At 44.0% G+C, this 21,196-nt stretch carries 23 protein-coding genes and 1 pseudogene; 10 read left to right on the forward strand and 14 right to left on the reverse strand.

Annotation, left to right across the window (positions count from 1 at the left end; all coding sequences use genetic code 11):
- Positions 1-28: 28 nt before the first annotated feature.
- From maiA to hppD, 4 genes are read right to left on the reverse strand one after another with little or no spacing between them, the layout of a single operon-like run.
- Positions 29-709 (reverse strand): maleylacetoacetate isomerase, encoded by a 681-nt coding sequence (maiA, locus tag ACHUFI_RS03795; protein WP_394247032.1) that lies wholly within the window; start codon positions 707-709, stop codon positions 29-31.
- Between the two features lie 11 nt (positions 710-720).
- The gene (locus tag ACHUFI_RS03800; RefSeq protein ID WP_394247033.1) at positions 721-1,737 is read right to left on the reverse strand and encodes a fumarylacetoacetate hydrolase family protein; all 1,017 of its coding nucleotides are present in this window, start codon (positions 1,735-1,737) and stop codon (positions 721-723) included.
- An 11-nt stretch (positions 1,738-1,748) separates the two neighbouring features.
- A complete protein-coding gene (locus ACHUFI_RS03805) occupies positions 1,749-2,888 on the reverse strand; it encodes a homogentisate 1,2-dioxygenase (RefSeq protein ID WP_394247034.1) in 1,140 nt (379 codons plus the stop codon).
- Entirely contained in the window at positions 2,881-3,954 is a 1,074-nt protein-coding gene (hppD, locus tag ACHUFI_RS03810; RefSeq protein ID WP_394247035.1) for a 4-hydroxyphenylpyruvate dioxygenase, read from the reverse strand. Before hppD ends, ACHUFI_RS03805 begins: the two co-directional genes overlap by 8 nt.
- Positions 3,955-4,376: 422 nt before the next feature.
- On the opposite strand from hppD, the gene ACHUFI_RS03815 reads away from it, so the two are divergent.
- Positions 4,377-4,838, forward strand: a complete 462-nt coding sequence (locus ACHUFI_RS03815; RefSeq protein WP_394247036.1) for a TetR family transcriptional regulator — start codon at positions 4,377-4,379, stop codon at positions 4,836-4,838.
- Positions 4,839-5,157: 319 nt separating this feature from the next.
- On the forward strand, positions 5,158-6,267 hold the full coding sequence (locus ACHUFI_RS03820; RefSeq protein ID WP_394247037.1) for a M20/M25/M40 family metallo-hydrolase: 1,110 nt from the start codon (positions 5,158-5,160) through the stop codon (positions 6,265-6,267).
- Positions 6,268-6,313: 46 nt separating this feature from the next.
- On the opposite strand, the gene ACHUFI_RS03825 is transcribed toward ACHUFI_RS03820, so the two are convergent.
- Together ACHUFI_RS03825 and ACHUFI_RS03830 are read right to left on the reverse strand one after the other, a co-directional pair.
- Positions 6,314-6,736 (reverse strand): DUF3859 domain-containing protein, encoded by a 423-nt coding sequence (locus ACHUFI_RS03825; RefSeq protein ID WP_394247038.1) that lies wholly within the window; start codon positions 6,734-6,736, stop codon positions 6,314-6,316.
- An 11-nt stretch (positions 6,737-6,747) separates the two neighbouring features.
- The gene (locus tag ACHUFI_RS03830; RefSeq protein ID WP_394247039.1) at positions 6,748-7,116 is read right to left on the reverse strand and encodes an AAA family ATPase; all 369 of its coding nucleotides are present in this window, start codon (positions 7,114-7,116) and stop codon (positions 6,748-6,750) included.
- Between the two features lie 349 nt (positions 7,117-7,465).
- Here ACHUFI_RS03830 and metA point away from each other — a divergent pair, with 349 nt between their 5' ends.
- Positions 7,466-8,407 carry a homoserine O-acetyltransferase MetA gene (metA, locus tag ACHUFI_RS03835; RefSeq protein ID WP_394247040.1) on the forward strand — a complete coding sequence of 314 codons (942 nt, stop codon included), beginning with the start codon at positions 7,466-7,468 and terminating at the stop codon, positions 8,405-8,407.
- Between the two features lie 133 nt (positions 8,408-8,540).
- A complete protein-coding gene (gene pilW / locus ACHUFI_RS03840; RefSeq protein WP_394247041.1) occupies positions 8,541-9,275 on the forward strand; it encodes a type IV pilus biogenesis/stability protein PilW in 735 nt (244 codons plus the stop codon).
- 54 nt (positions 9,276-9,329) lie between these two features.
- Here the strand turns inward: pilW and ACHUFI_RS03845 are convergent, their stop codons facing one another.
- From ACHUFI_RS03845 to ACHUFI_RS03855, 3 genes are read right to left on the reverse strand one after another with little or no spacing between them, the layout of a single operon-like run.
- Positions 9,330-9,512 carry a hypothetical protein gene (locus ACHUFI_RS03845; protein ID WP_394247042.1) on the reverse strand — a complete coding sequence of 61 codons (183 nt, stop codon included), beginning with the start codon at positions 9,510-9,512 and terminating at the stop codon, positions 9,330-9,332.
- A gap of 37 nt (positions 9,513-9,549) precedes the next feature.
- Positions 9,550-10,704, reverse strand: coding sequence for a 23S rRNA (adenine(1618)-N(6))-methyltransferase RlmF (rlmF, locus tag ACHUFI_RS03850; protein WP_394247043.1), 1,155 nt, complete (start codon positions 10,702-10,704; stop codon positions 9,550-9,552).
- 4 nt (positions 10,705-10,708) lie between these two features.
- On the reverse strand, positions 10,709-11,206 hold the full coding sequence (locus ACHUFI_RS03855) for a YgjP-like metallopeptidase domain-containing protein (RefSeq protein ID WP_394247044.1): 498 nt from the start codon (positions 11,204-11,206) through the stop codon (positions 10,709-10,711).
- 107 nt (positions 11,207-11,313) lie between these two features.
- Here ACHUFI_RS03855 and ACHUFI_RS03860 point away from each other — a divergent pair, with 107 nt between their 5' ends.
- On the forward strand, positions 11,314-11,547 hold the full coding sequence (locus ACHUFI_RS03860) for a glutaredoxin family protein (RefSeq protein ID WP_394247045.1): 234 nt from the start codon (positions 11,314-11,316) through the stop codon (positions 11,545-11,547).
- 50 nt (positions 11,548-11,597) lie between these two features.
- On the opposite strand, the gene ACHUFI_RS03865 is transcribed toward ACHUFI_RS03860, so the two are convergent.
- A complete protein-coding gene (locus tag ACHUFI_RS03865) occupies positions 11,598-12,470 on the reverse strand; it encodes a LysR family transcriptional regulator (protein ID WP_394247046.1) in 873 nt (290 codons plus the stop codon).
- Between the two features lie 102 nt (positions 12,471-12,572).
- Between ACHUFI_RS03865 and ACHUFI_RS03870 the strand changes: the two genes are divergently transcribed.
- Both ACHUFI_RS03870 and ACHUFI_RS03875 read left to right on the forward strand, forming a co-directional pair.
- Entirely contained in the window at positions 12,573-13,778 is a 1,206-nt protein-coding gene (locus ACHUFI_RS03870; RefSeq protein WP_394247047.1) for an MFS transporter, read from the forward strand.
- A 61-nt stretch (positions 13,779-13,839) separates the two neighbouring features.
- The gene (locus tag ACHUFI_RS03875; protein WP_394247048.1) at positions 13,840-14,406 is read left to right on the forward strand and encodes a DUF1415 domain-containing protein; all 567 of its coding nucleotides are present in this window, start codon (positions 13,840-13,842) and stop codon (positions 14,404-14,406) included.
- Positions 14,407-14,445: 39 nt separating this feature from the next.
- Here the strand turns inward: ACHUFI_RS03875 and ACHUFI_RS03880 are convergent.
- Positions 14,446-14,793, reverse strand: a pseudogene (locus tag ACHUFI_RS03880) (diguanylate cyclase); the annotation flags it as partial.
- Between the two features lie 175 nt (positions 14,794-14,968).
- Between ACHUFI_RS03880 and ACHUFI_RS03885 the strand changes: the two are divergent.
- Positions 14,969-15,544: a nucleoside triphosphate pyrophosphohydrolase family protein gene (locus ACHUFI_RS03885; protein ID WP_394247049.1), complete on the forward strand. Its 576-nt coding sequence runs from the start codon at positions 14,969-14,971 to the stop codon at positions 15,542-15,544.
- An 85-nt stretch (positions 15,545-15,629) separates the two neighbouring features.
- Here ACHUFI_RS03885 and ppsR read toward each other — a convergent pair whose 3' ends face one another.
- A complete protein-coding gene (gene ppsR / locus ACHUFI_RS03890; RefSeq protein ID WP_394247050.1) occupies positions 15,630-16,463 on the reverse strand; it encodes a posphoenolpyruvate synthetase regulatory kinase/phosphorylase PpsR in 834 nt (277 codons plus the stop codon).
- 177 nt (positions 16,464-16,640) lie between these two features.
- Here ppsR and ppsA point away from each other — a divergent pair, with 177 nt between their 5' ends.
- Together ppsA and ACHUFI_RS03900 are read left to right on the forward strand one after the other, a co-directional pair.
- The gene (gene ppsA, locus ACHUFI_RS03895; RefSeq protein WP_394247051.1) at positions 16,641-19,013 is read left to right on the forward strand and encodes a phosphoenolpyruvate synthase; all 2,373 of its coding nucleotides are present in this window, start codon (positions 16,641-16,643) and stop codon (positions 19,011-19,013) included.
- Between the two features lie 169 nt (positions 19,014-19,182).
- Positions 19,183-19,353, forward strand: coding sequence for a hypothetical protein (locus ACHUFI_RS03900; RefSeq protein WP_394247052.1), 171 nt, complete (start codon positions 19,183-19,185; stop codon positions 19,351-19,353).
- A gap of 31 nt (positions 19,354-19,384) precedes the next feature.
- Here the strand turns inward: ACHUFI_RS03900 and btuD are convergent, their stop codons facing one another.
- Both btuD and btuC read right to left on the reverse strand, forming a co-directional pair.
- A complete protein-coding gene (gene btuD / locus ACHUFI_RS03905) occupies positions 19,385-20,143 on the reverse strand; it encodes a vitamin B12 ABC transporter ATP-binding protein BtuD (protein WP_394247053.1) in 759 nt (252 codons plus the stop codon).
- On the reverse strand, positions 20,130-21,125 hold the full coding sequence (btuC, locus tag ACHUFI_RS03910) for a vitamin B12 ABC transporter permease BtuC (protein ID WP_394247054.1): 996 nt from the start codon (positions 21,123-21,125) through the stop codon (positions 20,130-20,132). The genes btuD and btuC overlap by 14 nt, the downstream gene beginning before the upstream one ends.
- Between the last annotated feature and the right edge of the window lie 71 nt (positions 21,126-21,196).

Consider the following 21,196-nt stretch of genomic DNA (forward strand, 5'->3'; position numbering starts at 1 on the left):
ATTAAGGTAACGTGTTAAGACGGCGCGGTTAGATCACCGCATCTGGCTGGTTTTCTGGGCGAGCATCTTGAAATGCTTGCACTGTATTAGCGTGAGTCCAAATCGATTGAATCCTCGGAAACTCGCTTAGGTCTACTTCAAATCGAATCGCGTTATACACTTGAGGGATCAAACAGACATCCGTAATGCTTGGTTCTCGCCCAAAGACAAAGCCCTCACTATGTAGCGCTGGAGTTCGCTCCGCTAACTGAGCGAGCTTTTCTTCTACCGATTTGAACCCAACCCTCACCCAATGCTGGTACCATTGCTTGCTTTGTTCGTCGTTACAACTTAGCTCCCCTTTTAAGTACTGAAGTACTCGAAGGTTATTAATCGGGTGCAGGTCCATGGCAATATCATAGGCCAAGCTTTTAGCCAGGTATTTGTCGGTGCCAACCGGGACTAAACTAAGTTGTGGAAAGGTATCATCTAGATACTCTAGGATCGTCATTGATTGCCCTATCACCAAACCGTTATGGATCAGTGTTGGCACTAATTCTGTCGGGTTCAGTGCATGGTATTCATCACCATGCTGCTCTCCTCCATTACGTACTAAATGAACGGATTGAGAGCGATAATTTAATCCTTTTAAGTTTAAAGCGATTCGCACGCGATAGGCTGCAGATGAACGCCAATACCCATACAGCGTGATGCTATTTTCTTCAGACATTGGCGCTCCTATTACGCTTTATATTCAACCACGGTTTGATCTATCGCACCGAAGATAGATTGACCTGTCTCATCAAACATTTCGATTTTGATGCTATCGCCAAATTTCATGAAACTTGTGGTCGGTTTACCGTCTCTGATCGTTTCAATCATTCTCACTTCAGCTATACAAGAATAACCGACGCCACCTTCACTAATTGAAGTGCCGAAATCCGTCCCTTGCTTGTTTGAAACCGTGCCTGAACCAATGATGGCTCCAGCAGCCAAAGGGCGCGTTTTCGCAGCATGGGCAACTAACTCGCCGAAGTTAAACGTCATGTCCACACCTGCATTTGGTTTACCAAACAAGTTTTGGTTATACGTTGAAATTAAGGGCAGATGGAGCTTGTCATCTTTCCAATGATCACCGAGTTCGTCTGGCGTTACCGCAACAGGAGAAAATACCGACGATGGCTTGGATTGGAAAAAGCCAAATCCTTTCGCCAATTCCCCCGGAATTAAGCCGCGAAGTGATACATCATTCACAAGCATTAATAGACGAATGTGGCTCGCGGCATCAACAGGTTGCGCGCCCATTGGCACATCACCAGTGATCACAGCAACTTCGCCCTCAAAATCAATCCCCCACTCTTCGCTGCCCAAAGGGATATCGTCACAAGGGTCAATGAAAGAATCTGAGCCACCTTGATACATTAACGGATCATGCCAAAAGCTTTCAGGCATCTCTGCACCACGAGCTTTCCTAACTAATTCAACATGGTTAACATAGGCAGAGCCATCAGCCCATTGATAAGATCGAGGTAACGGAGAGTGACAATCTGAGCTATGGAAAGTCACAGCATTAGTGACGTCCCCGTCGTTTAATGTGCTATACACGTCTTGTAGCGGCCCGACTACATCATCCCAGTTATCTAGCGCGTACTGTAATGTTAGGGCAATGTGCTCTACCGAAACGCACTTAGTTAAATCTCGTGATACTACGACTAAGCGACCATCACGAGATGAGTTCTTCATTGTGGCTAATTTCATCAGTATCCTCTCTATTTCGATGGTTGTTCACGCCAGCTGTACACGTAATCTTCATTTTCAACTTGTCTTGCTTCGTCACTGAACGTCAGCGCATGGCGAGTATCAATCATAACGGCGACTTCATCGGTAAATTTCTTCTTGTATTCAAGGCCAGCTTTGAATGCCTTTGGATGAGGCCCGTGACTAAAGCCAGCGGGGTGGAAAGTGACCATTCCGGCTTCAATGTTATCTCTGCTAAAGAAGTCTCCAGCGTGATAAAACAACACTTCATCGTAGTCATCATTGTTATGGTAAAACGGTACTTTGAGTGCACCAGGGTCACTTTCGATAGGCCTAGGCACGAAGGTACAAACGACAAACCCGCCCCCAACAAATGTCGTGTGCGCTGACGGTGGTAAATGGTACCGATGAGACATCAATGGCCTAATGTCTCGCCAGTTCAGCTTCACGACCGACAAATCCCCATGCCAGCCAATGGCATCAAGAGGGTTAAAAGGATACGTAATCACGCTGACTTGATCGTGTCGTTTCACTTGTACCTGAGTCGACTCTTCTGAATACTGCGCTTTGAACGCATCGTTAATACTCGGAACTTCCAGCACCGCAGGGTCAAAAACGGCATGATTCCCCACCAAGCCTTTTTCAGGCAACGAATAGGCGTCATCGGTATTTTCAATCATAAGGACGAACAACGGCTCTTTGACTTCTAAGCGCCAAGTTGTCGAACGAGGGATCATCACGTAATCCCCCTCTGAAACAGACAAATGACCATAGTCTGAAAACAGTTCTGCTGTACCTTGGTGAATGAACAATAGTTCATCCCCATCGGCATTGCGCACTAAGTGCTGCATGTCTTGGTCGATTCGCCACACTTTGACTTTAACGTCATTGTTATGCAGCAACGCAGGCACCGCCCAAGGTGACGTTTGATCGGCTTGTTTGACCTGAGTAAAGTCAAAAGCGCGTGGTTTCAGCTCACCTTCCCATTCACTCCACCCCGTAGGAGCGTGTTGATGGTGAAAGTGAGCAGCAGGGCCGAAGAATCCACTTCGACCTGCTTCACGCTCATAGATACCGCCCTCAGGAAAGTCGGCATGAGCCTGTTTTGAGCAAACGCCTTCCTTATGGGGATAAGAAATAGGCTTATGCATTATCTAATACCCCTCGACGAATTTGATCTTCTTCAATCGATTCAAATAGCGCTTTAAAGTTACCCTCACCAAACCCCTCATTGCCCTTACGCTGAATGATTTCGAAGAATACTGGACCAATCACTGTTTGGGTGAAGATCTGCAGCAAGATTCCATCTTTCATTGGCGCGCCATCAATCAGGATGCGCAGCTCTCTTAAATCGTCTTTATTTTCACCATGTCCGACAACACGCTCATCCACTTTTTCATAGTAAGTGTCAGGAGTTGGCATAAAGTCCATACCACCATCACGTAAAGTGCGAACCGTTTGGTAGATGTCGTCTGTGGTCAGGGCGATATGTTGAATACCTTCCCCTTTATACTCACGGATGAACTCTTCAATCTGAGATTTGTCATCAGAAGACTCGTTAATAGGAATACGTATCTTGCCACAAGGCGCCGTCATCGCTCGGCTTACTAGCCCAGTCAACTTACCTTCAATATCGAAATAGCGGATCTCTCTGAAGTTGCCGATACGCTCATAAAAGCCAGACCACACATCCATGTGCCCCTGTTTCACATTGTGAGTCAGGTGATCAATTTCATACAGGCCAGTGTCTTTTTTTGCTAAACGCTGATCAGCATCTTCGTAAAAACAAAAATCGACATCGTAAATATCACGAGAACCATAGCGATCTACGAAATAAAGCAGACTATCGCCGATGCCATAAATCGCAGGAATACTCAATTCCATAGGTCCAATTTGGGTTTGATAAGGTTTACCACCATTGGCGATAGCATGATCAAACGCGACCTTTGCATCTTTAACACGAAATGCCATACCGCATACTGACGGGCCATGAATCGAAGCAAACTCTTCAGCTTGGCTGTGCGGTTCTGCATTCACGATAAAGTTGATATCGCCTTGGCGATACAGCCATGCCTCTTTAGAGCGATGTTTCGCAATCTCCGCAAAGCCTAATGAACTAAACAGCGACTTAAGTTGCGCGATCCCTTCTGTATTGGCAGCGGTATATTCTACAAACTCAAATCCATCTGTACCGAGTGGGTTAAATACAGTCGACATGCTCTACTCCCTTAGATTCTTCATTACATTTATGAACGTTCAACGACGCTTGCGTTGATACAATTAACTTGAATCAAAATTGCCACAGATGGAAATATTCATAGAAACTAGATAGATAGGTGTTTAATCACTCGAAGTGTAAAACTAAAAATACATAAATTTAACATTAAGTTAACATTTTTGATTTTTCTTATCTTTCAGTAACCTATAGGAAAACCCAACTGTACAACTCTCAGTACAGGCAAATTTAGAGATGTAAAAATAGACATTGGGATTCCATCGCGTGCTTTTTAAACACTCACGACCAAAATAATTGATTTCAGTCAAAGGAGAAGCATATAGAAAGTCAAGTTATAGAATACTTCATTCTCTAACAGTACAATGATTGTTATCCGTATTTTACACCATAAAAATCCAGTTCAATGCCTAAACGTAGTAAAGAAGACACCCTAATTACCATCAACACCATACTTGATACTGCTTGTCGCCAGTTACTAGAACTTGGCTATGACAAGATGTCTTACACTACATTAAGTAAAGAGACCGGAATCTCTCGTACTGGTATTAGTCACCATTTCCCAAAGAAAACGGATTTTACTTCAGCGCTCGAAGGGCGATTGATCAAGCTCGCTGTTGAGCAACTCGACATCACCACCTCTTTGCCAGCGCTTTCTTCAAGTTGGACAGATGCCCTATCAGACAGCCGTTTCATGTCAGTGTTTAAACTTGTATTCCATCATTCGATTATGAGCTGTGATGACTGCAATTTTTCCCATAGCTTTATTGAAAAAATCATCACTCTCATCGTGCATGAATTAGGGGAAGAAGCACGTAAAGAAGTGGAGTGGATGATTGGTCGAACCTTAATCACTATGGCCAGATAAACATATATCACCGTTCTAAAGTCACCCTGTCCTTCTATTTCAGAGCTTAACCATAAGGTTCTGACTCCATAGGCCTGCATCAAAAGCGAAAATTCATTTTTCGATTCCAAGCGCTTAACACCTGATTCCTATACAGGTTATCAATCCTAAAGTTACACGACATTCACCTCACGACAGAATTATCGCCTTTTATTTAAGATCCGAACGATATATTGATTTAGCGCAGACAATTCTCCCGTAAAGCAGGGCTATATTGTGTTTCCTGTTCCTACAACTAGCGGCACTTATACGCTGCTAGCCCATAATGAGAAGTTAACAAATGACCCAAATTAATGAACAACGTTTAGTCGAACACTTTTTCGAATTGGTAAAAATTGATAGTGAATCAAAAAATGAAAAAGCGATTGCAGAGGCTCTTGCTGAACAGCTAGGAGAGTTAGGCTTTGAAGTCCACAAACTTGCAGTTCCAGAAGAAGTATCTAACGGTTTTAATATTTACGCGAAACTAGAAGGCTCACTAGAAGGCAGTACTGTGTTCAGCTGCCACATGGACACTGTCACTCCAGGTATCGGCATCGAGCCGATCATTGAAGACGGCATCATTCGCTCTAAAGGCAACACGATTCTTGGTGGCGATGATAAATCTGGCATTGCCGCTATCATGGAAGCGGTTCGCTGCATTAAGGCCGAAGGGTTAGCGCATCAAACGATTGAAATCGCTTTTACTGTATATGAAGAAGGCGGTTTGTTTGGCTCTTTGAATTTCGATATGTCTTATATCCAGTCGAAGAACGCCATCGTTCTTGATACTGGTGGCCCTATCGGCACGATTGTTAATGCAGCCCCTGGCCAACAGAAAATCGTTGCAAACATCACAGGCCGCCCGGCTCACGCAGGCCTAGCGCCAGAAGAAGGCATCAGCGCAATCCAAGTCGCGGCAGATGCGATCACAAAAATGAACTTACTGCGTATCGACGAAGAAACAACCGCGAACATCGGGGTAATTGAAGGCGGACAAGCGACAAATATTGTAATGCCAGAGCTGCAAGTCGTTGCCGAGGCTCGTTCTCTTAATGCCGATAAACTCACGCAGCAAGTTGATCACATGATCAACACATTCAAAGCAAGCGCGGAGCAGTTTGGTGCCGAAGTAGAAATCGAGTCAACTCGCGCTTACGATGCTTTCGTCATTGCCGATGATCACCCGCACATTGAATCCATTAAAGCTGCATTTGAGTCATTAGGTGTTACACCAAACACCAAACGTACTGGCGGCGGTAGTGATGCCAACAACTTTAATGCGAAGGGTTTAACGACCGTGAACCTATCGACAGGTATGGCGAAAGTACATACAACAGAAGAGTACATCGCTATCAGAGATATGGTTTCTATTACTGAGTTCGTGGTTGCTTACGTCACTAGCCAGTAATCAAATATTCGATACAAGAAAAGCCGAGCTCATGCTCGGCTTTTTATTAAAACCCACGTCGGCGCCAAAAATAGCCTTCATCTCTTGCGTAAAGATTGAAAGTCTTATCAGCTATAATCTTACCTTTCATCTCGATCGTCATGCGCCACTTCCCCACTTTATTGTCTGCGGGCTCCCAAATCGTGTCACCTAAGTAAAAGTCCCAATCATTACTGCCAACGTACTCTTCTCCGTCAAACGGCTCTAATACTTCTCCAGACTCTGTTGTGATACCTGGATGGTAAATGCAATAGCGGACTTTCTCGCCTTTCGCTTTTTTAATATTAACGATATAGCCAAACTCAATATCAATGTCTGCAGGGACTTCAGTTGTAAACTCTTGAATTTTGGGAAGCTGCTTGGACTTTGAATCCCATGTTGAATATATACCGTAAGAGGTCATATCCACGATTACCGAACGTTTTGCCATTATTTCTTCTTCTAGTTTTGCCAATCACGCTTCATGCGTTTTACCACCGCATCACTGACACCATGAATGTTATCAAATTGCCCTGTGCATACTTCAATAACTAACTCAGCCTGATATCGCTTTGCCAGTTTTCGGTAGAACGTCATTTCCCATTGCTTAACAAAAGTATTGGATACCACGACACTTTCGCCTTGCTGAAGCCACTTTTCTGTTTGTTGCTGACACCAAGTATGAGCCTGCGTCAGCTGGGTAGGTTCAAATTTATAATGTCCTTGCGCATCTACAAAGTACATGTCTGCCTCGACATGCTTGGCCTGATACGTTTTTGCTTTGGTCGATTTTCCGGAACCGGGCAACCCTCGGATTAAGATGAGTTTCAAATTTGATAACCACTGTTAGTAACAATAAAACACCGCATCTATAGATCCTATACCAATCCGCAATGTCTTGCTTCACTATCTATATAAAACATAGAGTTAACGTATCAGCTTTCAACCCTCGCAATCTTCCGTTTGTTGTCCTTGACGAGAAATAGACACTTAGCTATTTTAAGGTACAGACCCCAGTATACTGTATGGTCACTGTAAAACTAGAAAGTCAGTAACGACTACACTGAAAGGATTAGGCTAAATAGTTTCTAACTTGATCACATTCCGTATCGACATCACTATCATTATACGTTAAGTTTAGATGTATAGACGTCTACATATCTAGCTTAGGGAGAAAGCTGTGCCAATTCGTATTCCAGATCAACTGCCAGCATCCAATGTTCTTCGTGAAGAAAACATTTTCATCATGCCGCTATCAAGGGCTTCCACTCAGGAAATTCGTCCGCTGAGAGTGTTGATCCTGAATCTCATGCCTAAGAAAATCGAGACGGAAACTCAGTTCTTACGCTTATTATCAAATAGCCCACTTCAAGTTGATGTTGAGCTACTGCGGATCGACGACCGCCCGAGTAAGAACACACCAACAGAGCATCTAGACAACTTTTACCGCCAATTTGAAATGGTAAAAGATCGCAACTTTGATGGACTGATCATCACTGGTGCTCCTTTAGGCTTGGTGCAATTTGAAGATGTGATTTATTGGGAACACCTGCAAACCATCATGAACTGGGCCAAAAAACACGTCACATCTACATTGTACGTGTGTTGGGCAGCGCAAGCAGGCTTGAAGCTTCTTTATGATCTGCCAAAGCGTACTCGAAAAGAGAAGCTATCGGGTGTTTACAACCATGAGATCCACCAGCCATATAACCCAATTTTGAGAGGCTTTGACGATACCTTCTTAGCGCCTCATTCTCGTTATGCAGACTTCTCACCGGAATACTTATCTGAGCACACAGACTTAGATATTCTTGCAACTTCTGATGTCGCTGGCGTGTATTTAGCCGCAACCAAAGACAAGCGAAATGTCTTTGTGACAGGCCACCCAGAGTACGACTCTCACACCCTGCACAATGAATACATCCGTGATTTAGGTGAAGGCATGGAACCTGTTATTCCGATCAACTACTATCCGAACAACAACCCAGATAACAAGCCTGTGGCAAGTTGGCGAAGTCATGGTCACTTATTGTTCTCTAACTGGTTGAACTATTGCGTTTACCAACAAACACCTTACGATTTGGACGCTTTCAGCGAAGAGAATTTCACGAAAGACGACTAAAATCAGACTCTTAAGAAAGCCGCGCACATTCGCGGCTTTTTTTGTGCTGTATGAGTCGCAATCTCTCTGCTGAGCACTCACTGTGATTCACATGATTTCATATCATTATGCTTCGTTTTCAAGGAGCTAGATCATGCCTTCAATAGTAGCAAAGCTATCACTGACTCTCACTGTTGCACTCTTGCTTCCCGGTTGCGTGACCGTCACAGATGGCCCACCAAAAGTAGAATCCGATCCGAAGGAGATGGCAGAGTCTCGAATTGCCTTGGGCTTGGGCTACCTAGAGAAAGGAAACATGGTCCGCGCGCGCGAAAATCTTGAGCTCGCTATCAAACATGCTCCACATTATTACCGCGCTCAAATTTCCATGGCTCACTATTTCGAGCAAGTTGGGGAAACAGCCGAAGCCGCTAAAACCTATAAAAAGGCCTTAAGACAAGACCCGAGAAATGGAAACGTACTCAACAATTACGGAACGTTTTTGTGCAAGCAGGGTGAATACGAAAAGGCAGATCAGTATTTTAATCGAGCAATTGAACAACCCTACTATTACTTAGTTTCTGCAAGTTATGAAAATGCTGCGTTATGCGCGTTAAAGTCTGGGAAAAATGACCAAGCCAAATATTACTTCACGCGAGCGCTAGACCACGATCCAATAAGGGCCCGTTCAATCCTGCAGCTGTCACAATTAGAAGTCCAAGATGAAGAGTTTACCAATGCCCGCATCCGCCTAATGAAATTCCATCAAATGTATGGTTACCAAATCCCATCATTGAAAATTTTGGTCGAGCTAGAAAATAAAGCCGGCAACGCTGCACTAGAAAAGAAGTACCAAACAAAGCTTGATGAATTGATAGCGAAAGTTTGAGGACAAGATTAAAGCCGTTATAAAGAGAAAGACTCGTGAAAGGGAATCCCCTCATCACGAGTCTTTTTTCGAATTAGGCCTTTTACGCTTCGCCAAAGGCTTGTTCATGCGTTTGTTTTCTCGATACAAAATCACAATAAAAATGAGAATGCCGATAACAAACAAAGTCGCAAAAATGACTTCTAACCCTTCACAAATGACGTCTGGTTCGCAGGGGAGATAAATTTCAATATCCATAACACCTCCCCCGTTTCTAAGCTCTATTAAGTTTAGTCTACTTCAAAGAAATCCACGTTTTGCGCTCAGCTTTATCCATATACGTCCAAGCAACAAACCGGCTTATTTTCTGCCCTTGGCTCATTTCAACGACTTTTACTTGTTTAGCACCTAATTTATCTAAGGCCGCTTTAAGCGTCGGGACGTTTTCCTTCTTTGAAATTAAGGTTGTAAACCAAAGCACTTGCGTCGCAAATAGCTGACTTTCTTTGGCGAGCTTAGTAATAAATGCAGCTTCACCACCTTCACACCATAACTCTGCTTTTTGACCACCAAAATTAAGCGCAGGTGAATTGGTATAAGCAGGGCGTTTCAGCTTCGCTGACTTGCCTTGTCTCTTATTTCTATTTGCCGCTAAGTTATCCAACTTACGCTGCGTGCCCTTTTGCGCTTCCTCAAGAGACTGATGAAATGGAGGGTTACAAGTTGTGACATCGTAACGTTCATTTTCACCGATAATGCCTTTAAACATGAAGTCGGCATTCCCTTGAAGCTTGCATCGGATCTTACCTTTTAATACCGGATTTACTTCAGCAATAAAATTTGCAGCTTTGATGGATACAGGGTCTACATCACTGCCTTTGTATTTCCAACCATATTCAGTTACCCCAACGATAGGGTAAATACAGTTCGCCCCGACACCTATATCAAGCGCTTGAACAGATTTGTGTGGGTATGGTTGGCCTTCGCTGTCTGCATTAAGTAAATCCGCCACTCGGTGGATGTAATCGGCGCGGCCTGGAATTGGCGGGCATAAGTACCCCTCCGGAATGTCCCAGTGCTTCACACCATAATGATGTGAGAGCAAAGCTTTGTTTAGCATTTTAACGGCCGTAGGATCTGAAAAATTGACCGTACTTTCACCTACTGGATTTTTAACAACGAATTGCTTTAGCTCTGGTAGCGCTTTTACCAAAGCTACGAAGTCATAGCGCCCCGTGTGCTGGTTTCGAGGGTGTAGCCCCGTTTTTTTCATAGTCGTTTTTGACGAGCCTACTCCGCTCACTTTTTTACTGATTGGCTTTTTTACGCTCTTATTCTTATTAGAGCCTGAGCCAGTCTTACTCCCAGTAACTGGTTTCCTCTTGTTCGAAGCTGGCTTTTTCTTAGCCAAACTCAACACTGGCTTTTTGATTTTTTTATCTTGGCTCATTCGGCTATTTCTTCAACTCTAAATAAATCATGAACAAACGGGCATCCAACTCTAGCTGGTGATAATCCGGTTCCATATGGCAGCATAGCTGATAGAAAGATTTATCGTGCTCTTTCTCTTTAATATGAGCGAGCTCGTGTACCACTAGCATTCTCAATAGTGGCTCAGGCGCATTTTTAAAGATGCTCGCAATACGAATCTCGTTTTTCGACTTTATCTTACCGCCATGATTTTTTGCCACGTAGCTATGAAGCCCCAATGCATTGTTTATCAGGTGGATTTTGTTGTCGTATATCACTTTACTGATCGGAGAAGTTTTCTTCATGTAGCGATTCTTAATTTCGATCGCGTAGTCAAAGAGTGCTTTCTCGTTCTTTATATTGTGATATTTAGGGTAACGGGAATCGAACCAAGGCACTAGTTTCCCTGATTCAATCAGCTGTGAGACTTGGGAAACAATATGTTCCGGATACCCTTGGATATAGCGTAAAGATGAATGCATTTCTGAAATGATGAAATTCTAAAGGCGCACAGTGTACCTGATCACGCTTTTCTATTCACGATAGATTCGCTACACTTCGCCCCAGATACACCAAGAGATGATTAAAGATGAAACGTGTTGTGTTATACGTGGCAGACAAATGCCCTCACTGTAAAGACGCTCAACGATACCTAGATTCAAAAAACATTACTTACAGACTCACGAACGCAAAAATGCAACGAGGCCGAAAAGAGCTTCAAGCCATGGGCGCACGTTCTATCCCAGTCCTTAAAATTGGCGATCAAGTGATGGTAGGCTGGAACCAAAAGAACTTTGATAAGATGTATAATTCAAAGAACTAAAACAGATAATACAAATTGGCGCGACGTGCCGATTTGTATTTTGGTCATGCTCAAACATACCGCTTAACGAAGTCGATGAAGGTTCTGTCTGCTTTCGATAAGTAACCTTCTTTTCTCCACGCTAACGCGAGTTTTAACTTTACTGGCGGGCTAAACGGAACACCGACAACTTCATGCTCATGCTCGGTGACCAATTCCAATAGTGCGGTGATGGCAAATTCCTGTTTAACAATTGAGAGAATCATCGGCAGAAGATTACTTTCGAAAGCGATGTTCATATCGAAGCCGTGCTGCTCATGCACCCCATCAATAAAATCGCGATGAAAATATCCAGGCTTAAATAAGATTAAATCCTCCTGGAAGAATTCCTCGAACTCTATTGAGTCTTTCTGTGCGAGGTCATGCTTGCCCCCGACTACCGCGAGCATCTCACTATCGAGTAAGTGATCGGTTTCAAGATCATTCGGTACATTAGCGTCGTTAATCACCCCGATGTCTAACTCACCATTTAGCAACATTTGCCGAATGGATTCGGTGCCAGCATCAATTAAAGTAAGCTTTAAATTAGGGTATTGGCTTTTGAACGCCATTAATATTTTCGGAAAGAAATAGCTGCCCATCATACTGGGAGCCCCTAAACGAACCTCCCCTTTTTCGAGCCCTTTCAGCTCGTTCATTGCAAGCTCCGCATCAGAAAACTGTTGAGCGATACGCTTTGCGTGTTCGTACAATGCTTGCCCTTCTTGAGTCAGCGTTACCGACTTATCCCCTCTTCTAAATAGCGAGAGCTCTAAACTCTGTTCTAGCTTTTTAATAGAGATGCTTAGTGCCGGTTGAGCGATGTGCAACGCCTTCGCAGCATGCGTAAAGTTGCCATGCTCTGCAACCGCTAAAAAGTGACGTAAAGGTTTGGACTCAAGCATTACACCGCCATATCAAAAATATATTAAGACTATAGGTTTAATATATTTCTTAAATCCATAGGTGACTGATACTTTACTCACAAATTAATAAGGATTTAGAACATGATCGAACTTGGCACGGCGCAATATAAAAAAGTCACTCAATCACTCGCGATTGGTTCGTTCATCATTTTTTGTAATCTGTATGTCTTTCAACCTATCCTCCCTTACCTGTCTCATCATTTCTCGGTAAGCGAGCTAGAAATAAACTGGTTGTTCGCAAGCACAACATTAGCGCTATCATTTAGCCTAGTGCCATGGGCTGTCTCTTCTGAAAGCTTCGGGCGCAAACCTGTCATACTGTTTGGGCTATTCATGATCCCTTTAGTGGGGGGGCTCATGCTTCTAACGGAATCTCTTCCAGTGTTAATTGGTGCTCGCGCACTGATGGGAGTTGCGATCGCAGCCTTTGCGGCAGTCGCGGTGGCGTATATGGTCGAAGAGTTAAGTCCTAAGGCGTTTTCAATAGCGATTGGTGGTTACATTGCCGCGAACTCGTTAGGTGGCATCTTCGGGCGGGTTGCCGGTGGCATTATCACCGACTACTTTGAATGGAAAAGTGCGGTACTTTTCTTCGTGATTTTCTCTTTATTAGGCGCCTTGTTTGTCTACTTTAGACTTCCCGAACAGAAAAACTTCACGCCACAAAAAGGCTTATTCTTCCATCATAATCGCGCCGTTATTAAACATATTTCCAATCGAACCATTTGGTTAGCCATGTTGATTGGTGGGGCTAATTTTGCTTTATTCGTCAATCTCTATTCAGTCATGGGCTTTCGCCTCGTCGCAGAACCACACCATTTGCCAGTAGGTATCGCGTCTATGATTTTCCTTTGCTACTTAGCAGGCACGTTAAGCTCTAAACTGAGTAGCCGATGGGCAGCGTCTCGCAACCCGCTCATAGGGGTGGCACTTGGGACTTCCATCAGTATGCTGGGAATGTGGATTTCCGCTGTCGAGTCGATCTTCTTCATGCTTGTAGGATTATTGCTTATCAGCTTTGGGGCTTTTTTCACTCATACCTTGGCTTACGCTTGGGTGAGCCAAAAAGCCACGCACGCAAAAGCGACCGCAACCGCACTTTACCTCGTTCACTACTATATTGGCGGTAGTTTAGGTGGTTTCGTTCTACTCTATTGTTGGCAGAACTTTGCATGGAACGGTGTAATCGCAGGTGGCATGTTGTTTTACATTACGATCTTCATGCTGCTGCATTCGCTTAATAAACAATCAACACCGGTAATGAAATCTACTGTGAACTGCCATTAAGCTGTTCTGATTGACCCACGTTCTGATATCCTTGGGCAAAAATAGAATACTGGAACTTTTCATGCCTTCAAAAACTTCAACAGACGTTCAAACTATTCACGATCAAGTGAAGCAGTGGCTAGATGATGTGGTCATTGGGTTAAACCTCTGCCCCTTTGCTGCTAAGCCTCAACGTAATAAGCAAATCAAAATCTTTGTAAGCCTGGCTGAAACAGAAGAAGCATTGCTAGAAGACATCATGGCGCATTTTATTGAACTCGATAACACGCCAGTGAAGGAGTTAGAAACAACATTGGTTGTCGTGCCAAACATGTTAGGTGACTTCTTTGATTACAACATGTTTATTGATTGGATAGAGGCGTTAATCAAGCAACAAGATTGGGAAGGTGTTTATCAAGTCGCAACTTTCCACCCGGATTATTGCTTTGGCGGGGCCGATCCAGAAGATGATGAAAACCTTACAAACCGTTCTCCTTACCCGGTTTATCATTTGATCCGTGAAGCAAGTATGGAAAAGGTTCTAAAACACTACCCGAACCCTGAAGCGATTCCAGACACCAATATCGCGCGTGTTGAATCGTTAACAAATGAAGAACGTAAAAAGCTCTTTCCTTATTTGTTCCGCTAAACTTTCGGTCAGTTAGAGTGCTGCAGCCCAGTAAGTACACTAAGTGATTTCATTGGTAAGTTGGCATCGATAGTGGCGAGAGATAAGCAGATCTCGCCCTTTATCTTTAGCCTCATATAAACACTTATCCGAATAACTGATTAAGCGATCCAACGTAGATTTTTTGTCACCTTCTTCAGCATCGTTTGACAAAATAAAGTGGCACACTCCAACCAATACCGTCACAGACTTCCCTTCCAGCTCAATACTGCGAATGGCTTGCAACAGTTGCTGTAACTTCAGTCCCACTTCTTGCGAATTGGCATTGGGGTACCATAAAACAAATTCTTCTCCCCCAAATCGGCCTACGAAGTTACGATCGTTCACATGCGAGGCGATTACCTGAGCGACATTCTTAAAACCTCATCGCCATATTGAAGTAGAATGTAATTCTTATACCAAATACTTTGAACCAATCACGACTAATTTTACCCCCAACGTGATAATTTGATTGGATAAGCGTTAGCGCCCGATTCCGAGCTTTGTTAAAATACCGGATTAAAATTCATCAATGGACACCTTCATGAACTTGTCTCAGCTTACCCAAGAAATTTTTAACCACTTATACAAAGATATCGAAGAGTTTCGTGGCACATTTGATTTACCTGTCGCTTCTCCAGAAAGCCTAGATGAAAAAGCTGACACGCTACATACTTCGCTTGCGATTGAAGAGTTGACGGAACTGGCTGAAGCAGATTGCAAGACTGAGCAAGCAGACGCTATTGTCGATACGGTTTATGTTCTAATGGGACGCTTGGTTCATTTAGGGCACAGCAAAGTTGAAGATAACCTAGCCATCAGCTACCTGATCGATCTTCTTCTTAACGTCGCGAAAAATCGCGCGATTGATTTCTTACCATGTTGGGATGAAGTTCATTCAAGCAACATGAGCAAAGTATGTCGTAATGAACAAGAGTTCGCAGATACTGAAACGCACTATGCTAAACAAAACATCAAGCTGACAGCCGTTCAAAAAGGTGACTACATCATTGCTAAATGTGCTGAAGATGTAGTGGACCAAGGTAAAACGATTCGCCAAGGCAAAGTGTTAAAGTCTGTTTACTATCGTCCTGCAGACCTTGCAGCATTGAACGCTTAATTTGCCCAACTCAGTTCAATGACAAAGCCCCTCTACATAACGAGGGGCTTTTTTGTATATGGCGCTTAGATTTTGTATGTAGCGCTTAGAACAAGCGACGCTTTAACCCAGTCCTTTCCAAAATCCTGGTAGAAATCTCTTCAACAGACATGCTAGAAGTATTGATATAAGGAATCGCCTCTCTACGAAACAAAGCTTCGACGCTATACAGCTCTGTAATGCATTGCTCTTCACTCGCATAGTCACTATCCGCAAGACGGTTGCTTCTTATCTCTGTGAGCCTTTGGGGATCAATAGTTAATCCGAACAACTTATGACGATTGATTTCAAATTCAGGTAACAGCCGTAGCTTCTTAATATCATCATCAATAAATGGGTAGTTAACGACACGTAAACCGAACTGCATGGCCATATACAAGCTTGTTGGCGTTTTGCCGCTACGAGACACCCCAAGTAATATCACATCAGCTTTATGAAGATCTTTCAGCGACACACCATCATCATGAGCTAGCGTGTATTCTATCGCGGCAATACGATCGAAATACCCTTCAGAATCTTTACTAACACTGTGCGAGCGTTGAAGCTGTGGTTTGGCTTCTAGGTTCAAATCGTCTTGAACCGACTTGACCAGGTTTTCCAGCACATCATAAAAATGACCATTAGACTGAAGTAAGCGAGCCTTGATCTCTGGAATGACGATAGAGAAAAAAACCAGCGGCAAAATCCCGGTCGATGCATAAGATAACTCGATCTGCTTAATCAGCTCGTCGAGCTTGTCTTCACTCTCGATAAACGGGAACGTTTTTTCGTTAGCTCGAAACGGAAATTGCGCCAATACCGTATGGCCCAAGGTTTCACAAGTGATGGCTGTTCCATCAGAAACGTAGAATACATCACGACTTTGAATAATAGTTTGCATATATTATTTAATATTTAAAATTTTTTTGAGTAGGATAGCTAAACAATAATACCGATAACCTACTAGGGCATTCCACTACGTTCCCCACAGCTTTAAGAAATAATTCTATTTTTTTCAGCCAATACGTAAACGTTTGCTCTCCCCTACAAACTTGCTGCAATGTTTCCGGAGATTAACATGCAAAAGTACACCCTTTGGTTCAACACGCTATCTATGAATGATGTCGACAAAGTCGGCGGAAAGAATGCTTCACTCGGCGAGATGGTATCTAACCTATCTAATGCCGGTGTTTCTGTTCCTAATGGATTCGCGACTACTTCGTTTGCTTTTCACCAATTCCTACAATACGAACAGTTAAACGACCGCATTTACGCCCTGCTAAACAAACTGGATGTCGAGGATATCGATGCGCTTCGTGAAACCGGAGCGACTATCCGTCAATGGATCCTCGATGCACCGTTCCCAACCGAGCTCGAAGATGATATCCGCGCGTTATACTCGACCCTTGTTGAAGATAATGAAGAGTTGTCCGTGGCGGTTCGCTCATCAGCAACTGCGGAAGACCTTCCAGATGCCTCGTTTGCTGGACAACAAGAAACCTTTTTGAATGTAAAAGGCATCGATGCTGTACTAGAAGCGACCAAGCACGTATACGCTTCCCTATTTAATGACCGTGCCATCTCATACCGTGTTCATCAAGGGTTTGACCATGAAGGTATCGCGCTATCTGCGGGTATACAGCGCATGGTTCGTTCGGACAAAGCGTCTTCAGGCGTGATGTTCACACTGGACACCGAATCGGGTTTTGATCAGGTTGTTTTCATTACCTCTTCTTGGGGTTTAGGGGAAATGGTGGTTCAAGGTGCGGTTAACCCAGATGAGTTCTACGTACACAAACCATCTTTAGAAGTGGGTAACCACTCAATCATCAAACGAACTTTTGGCTCCAAGCAGATCAAGATGATCTACGCCAATAGCCAAGAGATCGGTAAGCAAGTTGAAATCATCGATACGGATGAAACTGAAAGAAATCAATTCTCTCTGACCGATACCGAAATTGAACAACTTGCTCACCAAGCGTTGATTATCGAGCGTCACTACGAGCGTCCGATGGACATCGAGTGGGCCAAAGACGGCATCGACGGTAAGCTGTACATTGTTCAGGCTCGCCCAGAAACGGTGTGTTCTCAAAGCGACAAAAATGTCGTTGAGCGCTTCCAACTTAACGCTAAAGCGGACGTACTTATCGAAGGCCGTGCGATTGGTCAGAGAATTGGTAGTGGCCCAGTAAGATTAGTGAAATCACTAGATGAAATGTCACTAGTCCAAGACGGCGACGTACTTGTTACCGACATGACAGACCCTGATTGGGAACCGGTCATGAAGAAAGCCTCTGCTATCGTAACCAACCGTGGGGGTCGTACGTGCCACGCCGCTATCATTGCCCGTGAACTTGGCATCCCAGCGATTGTAGGGTGTGGTGACGCGACTCAGAAGCTGACATCAGACCAAACTGTCACCGTTTCATGTGCAGAGGGTGAAACTGGCTTTGTTTACCAAGGTGAACTGGATTATGAAGTGCGCCAGTCTTCTGTCGACGAGCTGCCTATTCTTCCAACCAAAGTCATGATGAATGTTGGTAACCCAGATCGTGCCTTCGATTTCGCCCAATTACCTAACGAAGGTGTAGGACTGGCACGTTTGGAGTTCATCATTAACAAAATGATCGGAATCCACCCGAAAGCATTACTCAACTTTGATAGCCAATCCGATGAGCTAAAAGCTGAGATCACTGAGCGTATCAAAGGCTACAAAGATCCGATCGATTTCTACGTCAGCAAATTAACAGAAGGCATCGCTACTATTGGCGCGGCGTTTTGGCCTAAGCGCGTTATCGTTCGTATGTCTGATTTCAAATCGAACGAATACAGCAATCTAGTGGGTGGACAAGGTTATGAACCTCATGAAGAGAACCCTATGCTGGGCTTCCGAGGCGCCTCTCGTTACATTTCTAACACCTTCGAAGATTGTTTTGAGCTTGAGACTCAAGCAATCAAACAAGTAAGAAATGAAATGGGTTTGAAGAACGTCGAAATCATGATTCCATTCGTTCGTACCCCAAGTGAAGCTGCGTCAGTTATCGACCTGTTAGCGAAATTTGATTTGCGCCGAGGTCAGGATGGCTTGAAAGTGATCATGATGTGTGAACTTCCTTCTAACGCTGTATTAGCTGACGAGTTCTTGAAGTATTTTGATGGATTCTCGATTGGTTCAAATGACATGACCCAGCTGACGCTTGGCCTAGACCGTGATTCTGGTGACGTTGCTCACCTCTTTGACGAACGTAACCCAGCGGTTAAAGCCATGCTCAAGTTAGCTATTGATGCTGCGACCAAGTCGGGTAAATACGTCGGTATTTGTGGTCAAGGCCCATCTGATCATGATGACTTCGCAGAATGGTTGATGGAACAAGGCATTAGCTCTGTATCATTGAACCCTGACACGGTTGTTGATACTTGGCTAAAATTAGGCAAGGTTAACGACGCTTAATTCCTCTCTAAACGTTCCAAAAGCGCTGATATTTATCAGCGCTTTTTATTTTTTTGGGCTCACTTTAGTTCCTCGTTTAATAAACCTAAACATGAGTTAAAAACAACTGGATATTATCAGATGTTTTCCCCCGCTATGATTTGACTATCAAGTCAAAAGGGAAACGCGTATGAATGAGCTAAGAGAACACTGTAACCAGATTGACGTTCACTTATCCGAAGAGGAAGTTAAACACTTAGGTTGGAGTGAAGACAAAGGCTGGATAATCGAATCGGTAATATTCCTGATGATCGTGGTGGCACTCTGCCTGCTCATTTGGACCAATATGTTTTCGAAATGAGACAGTAATATTGGGTTAACCTGCAAGGCTGTTAACCAAATAGGAGGTACGATTCTCCATCGACTGTAGCTTGCTTCACTTTAGTTTTAAAAACGGTTTCTAACTTCTCTGGAACAAGTACGTCAGCAACTGCACCGCAACTTTGTAGGACACCTTTATCTAGCAGAAGCACCTGTTCAGCATGTCTCAAAGTTTTGTTGATATCGTGGTTTGCCATGATGACCGCAATACCTAAGCCAGCCACTCGTTCGATCAGCTTATACAGCAAAGTCGATTGAGCGATATCTAGAGGGGCTGTTGGCTCATCTAAAATCAAAAGTTGAGCGTAAGGGTTTAGGGAAGGCCATATCTGCAGGCACATGGCTGCTAATCGAACTCGTTGCCATTCCCCACCGGAAAGAGCCTGAATCGAGCGATGAAGTTTATCGCTGATCTCAAGCATGTGAGTAATTTCATCTAACGCGTACTGAATATCCTCTTGCTGCCCTTTTGCACTGGAAGGTACAGACAAAGCCAAAAATTGGAACACTTCTAAGCTAAATGCAGGTTTGGCATTTTGACTCAAATAGGCTCGGTATAAAGCAAGGTCCGAAATACCAATTTCTTTCAAATCAGTGTCGCCAAATTGAATGCAACCTCGATATTCGAAACCCACACCCGACAACGAAGACAACAAGGTACTTTTTCCACTGCCATTAGGGCCAATGACGTGAGTAACGGTACCGGGCTTTAGGTTGAAGGAAAGAGGAAGAAGCCTATCGCCAACGTGAATACTCTTAACGCGAATCATGATTTTTCACTAACATCCAAATAAAAATAGGAGCGCCGATACTGGTAGTCATTACACCAAGTGGCAACTCAGCCGAGTCCAGAAGTGTGCGAGCGCAAGTGTCTGCAAATACCAATAGTGCAGCCCCCGCGACCGCGGATAATGGAAGCAAAAATCGATTGTCGGTACCAATTGCCAGTCTCAGTAAATGTGGAACAACCAAACCTACGAAACTAATTACGCCACCAAGCGCGACCGCGCATCCTACTAGGATAGATACCGCGAAAATAAGCTTCCAGCGTAGTGAAGGAACATTCACGCCTAATTGAGCCGCGTGAGTTTCACCAATCATTAACTTGTCGAGCTTGTTACCTTGTCGACACAACCAGATGATCACTGGGATCATCACAATAGTTAGGGAGTGTTGATACCAGTTCACCCCTCCTAAGCTGCCCATCAACCAATACATTAACAGCCGTAAACTTAGATCGTCACTGAAATAAAACGCCCATGTCACCATCGCCCCAGACAATATACCAAGCGCAACACCAACAAGCAGCAAACGAGCGGTGGTTAACCTCATCGCTCGCGCCATGCTAACGAGAATGACAGTAAAACAAAGAGAGCCAAGCACTGCGGCGACCATAAACACTTCTGGTGTTGGAGAGAATGGTAAAAAGAATAGGACAATCACCATGGCTAAGCTCGCCCCACCAGAAATACCAAGCACACCAGGCTCAGCTAATACATTTCCGAGCAATACTTGTAAGCTAGCACCAGAGACGGCGAGTGCAGCACCGATCGCTATCGCAGCCAATAATCGTGGCAAACGCAAATCGATGAGAAGTTTTTCTTCAAGGGGGGATAGAGAGCCGAAAGGAGAAATGAAAAGATCACCCACCATGAGGTAAACACAGCTAAACACGACAAGCATTGCACTCATAGCAAAGATCGCGCGTTTCCATCGGGTGTGCTTTTGAACTATAAGCTGTTGAAAATCCATATCAGGCTACTTTATCAGTGGTGGCGTAACCTTACCTTCATCCCAAAACAACTTCAAGGTTCACAGCAAGC

It is taken from the genome of Vibrio profundi, assembly GCF_043642225.1.
Taxonomy (GTDB): Bacteria; Pseudomonadota; Gammaproteobacteria; order Enterobacterales; family Vibrionaceae; genus Vibrio; species Vibrio profundi_A.

Bases quoted from the DNA above. Each gene is read 5' to 3' on its own strand.
- maiA (WP_394247032.1), bottom strand. From the start codon at position 709: ATGTCTGAAGAAAATAGCATCACGCTGTATGGGTATTGGCGTTCATCT.
- ACHUFI_RS03800 (WP_394247033.1), bottom strand. From the start codon at position 1,737: ATGAAATTAGCCACAATGAAGAACTCATCTCGTGATGGTCGCTTAGTC.
- ACHUFI_RS03805 (WP_394247034.1), bottom strand. From the start codon at position 2,888: ATGCATAAGCCTATTTCTTATCCCCATAAGGAAGGCGTTTGCTCAAAA.
- hppD (WP_394247035.1), bottom strand. From the start codon at position 3,954: ATGTCGACTGTATTTAACCCACTCGGTACAGATGGATTTGAGTTTGTA.
- ACHUFI_RS03815 (WP_394247036.1), top strand. From the start codon at position 4,377: ATGCCTAAACGTAGTAAAGAAGACACCCTAATTACCATCAACACCATA.
- ACHUFI_RS03820 (WP_394247037.1), top strand. From the start codon at position 5,158: ATGACCCAAATTAATGAACAACGTTTAGTCGAACACTTTTTCGAATTG.
- ACHUFI_RS03825 (WP_394247038.1), bottom strand. From the start codon at position 6,736: ATGGCAAAACGTTCGGTAATCGTGGATATGACCTCTTACGGTATATAT.
- pilW (WP_394247041.1), top strand. From the start codon at position 8,541: ATGCCTTCAATAGTAGCAAAGCTATCACTGACTCTCACTGTTGCACTC.
- ACHUFI_RS03845 (WP_394247042.1), bottom strand. From the start codon at position 9,512: ATGGATATTGAAATTTATCTCCCCTGCGAACCAGACGTCATTTGTGAA.
- rlmF (WP_394247043.1), bottom strand. From the start codon at position 10,704: ATGAGCCAAGATAAAAAAATCAAAAAGCCAGTGTTGAGTTTGGCTAAG.
- ACHUFI_RS03855 (WP_394247044.1), bottom strand. From the start codon at position 11,206: ATGCATTCATCTTTACGCTATATCCAAGGGTATCCGGAACATATTGTT.
- ACHUFI_RS03860 (WP_394247045.1), top strand. From the start codon at position 11,314: ATGAAACGTGTTGTGTTATACGTGGCAGACAAATGCCCTCACTGTAAA.
- ACHUFI_RS03865 (WP_394247046.1), bottom strand. From the start codon at position 12,470: ATGCTTGAGTCCAAACCTTTACGTCACTTTTTAGCGGTTGCAGAGCAT.
- ACHUFI_RS03870 (WP_394247047.1), top strand. From the start codon at position 12,573: ATGATCGAACTTGGCACGGCGCAATATAAAAAAGTCACTCAATCACTC.
- ACHUFI_RS03875 (WP_394247048.1), top strand. From the start codon at position 13,840: ATGCCTTCAAAAACTTCAACAGACGTTCAAACTATTCACGATCAAGTG.
- ACHUFI_RS03885 (WP_394247049.1), top strand. From the start codon at position 14,969: ATGAACTTGTCTCAGCTTACCCAAGAAATTTTTAACCACTTATACAAA.
- ppsR (WP_394247050.1), bottom strand. From the start codon at position 16,463: ATGCAAACTATTATTCAAAGTCGTGATGTATTCTACGTTTCTGATGGA.
- ppsA (WP_394247051.1), top strand. From the start codon at position 16,641: ATGCAAAAGTACACCCTTTGGTTCAACACGCTATCTATGAATGATGTC.
- ACHUFI_RS03900 (WP_394247052.1), top strand. From the start codon at position 19,183: ATGAATGAGCTAAGAGAACACTGTAACCAGATTGACGTTCACTTATCC.
- btuD (WP_394247053.1), bottom strand. From the start codon at position 20,143: ATGATTCGCGTTAAGAGTATTCACGTTGGCGATAGGCTTCTTCCTCTT.
- btuC (WP_394247054.1), bottom strand. From the start codon at position 21,125: ATGGATTTTCAACAGCTTATAGTTCAAAAGCACACCCGATGGAAACGC.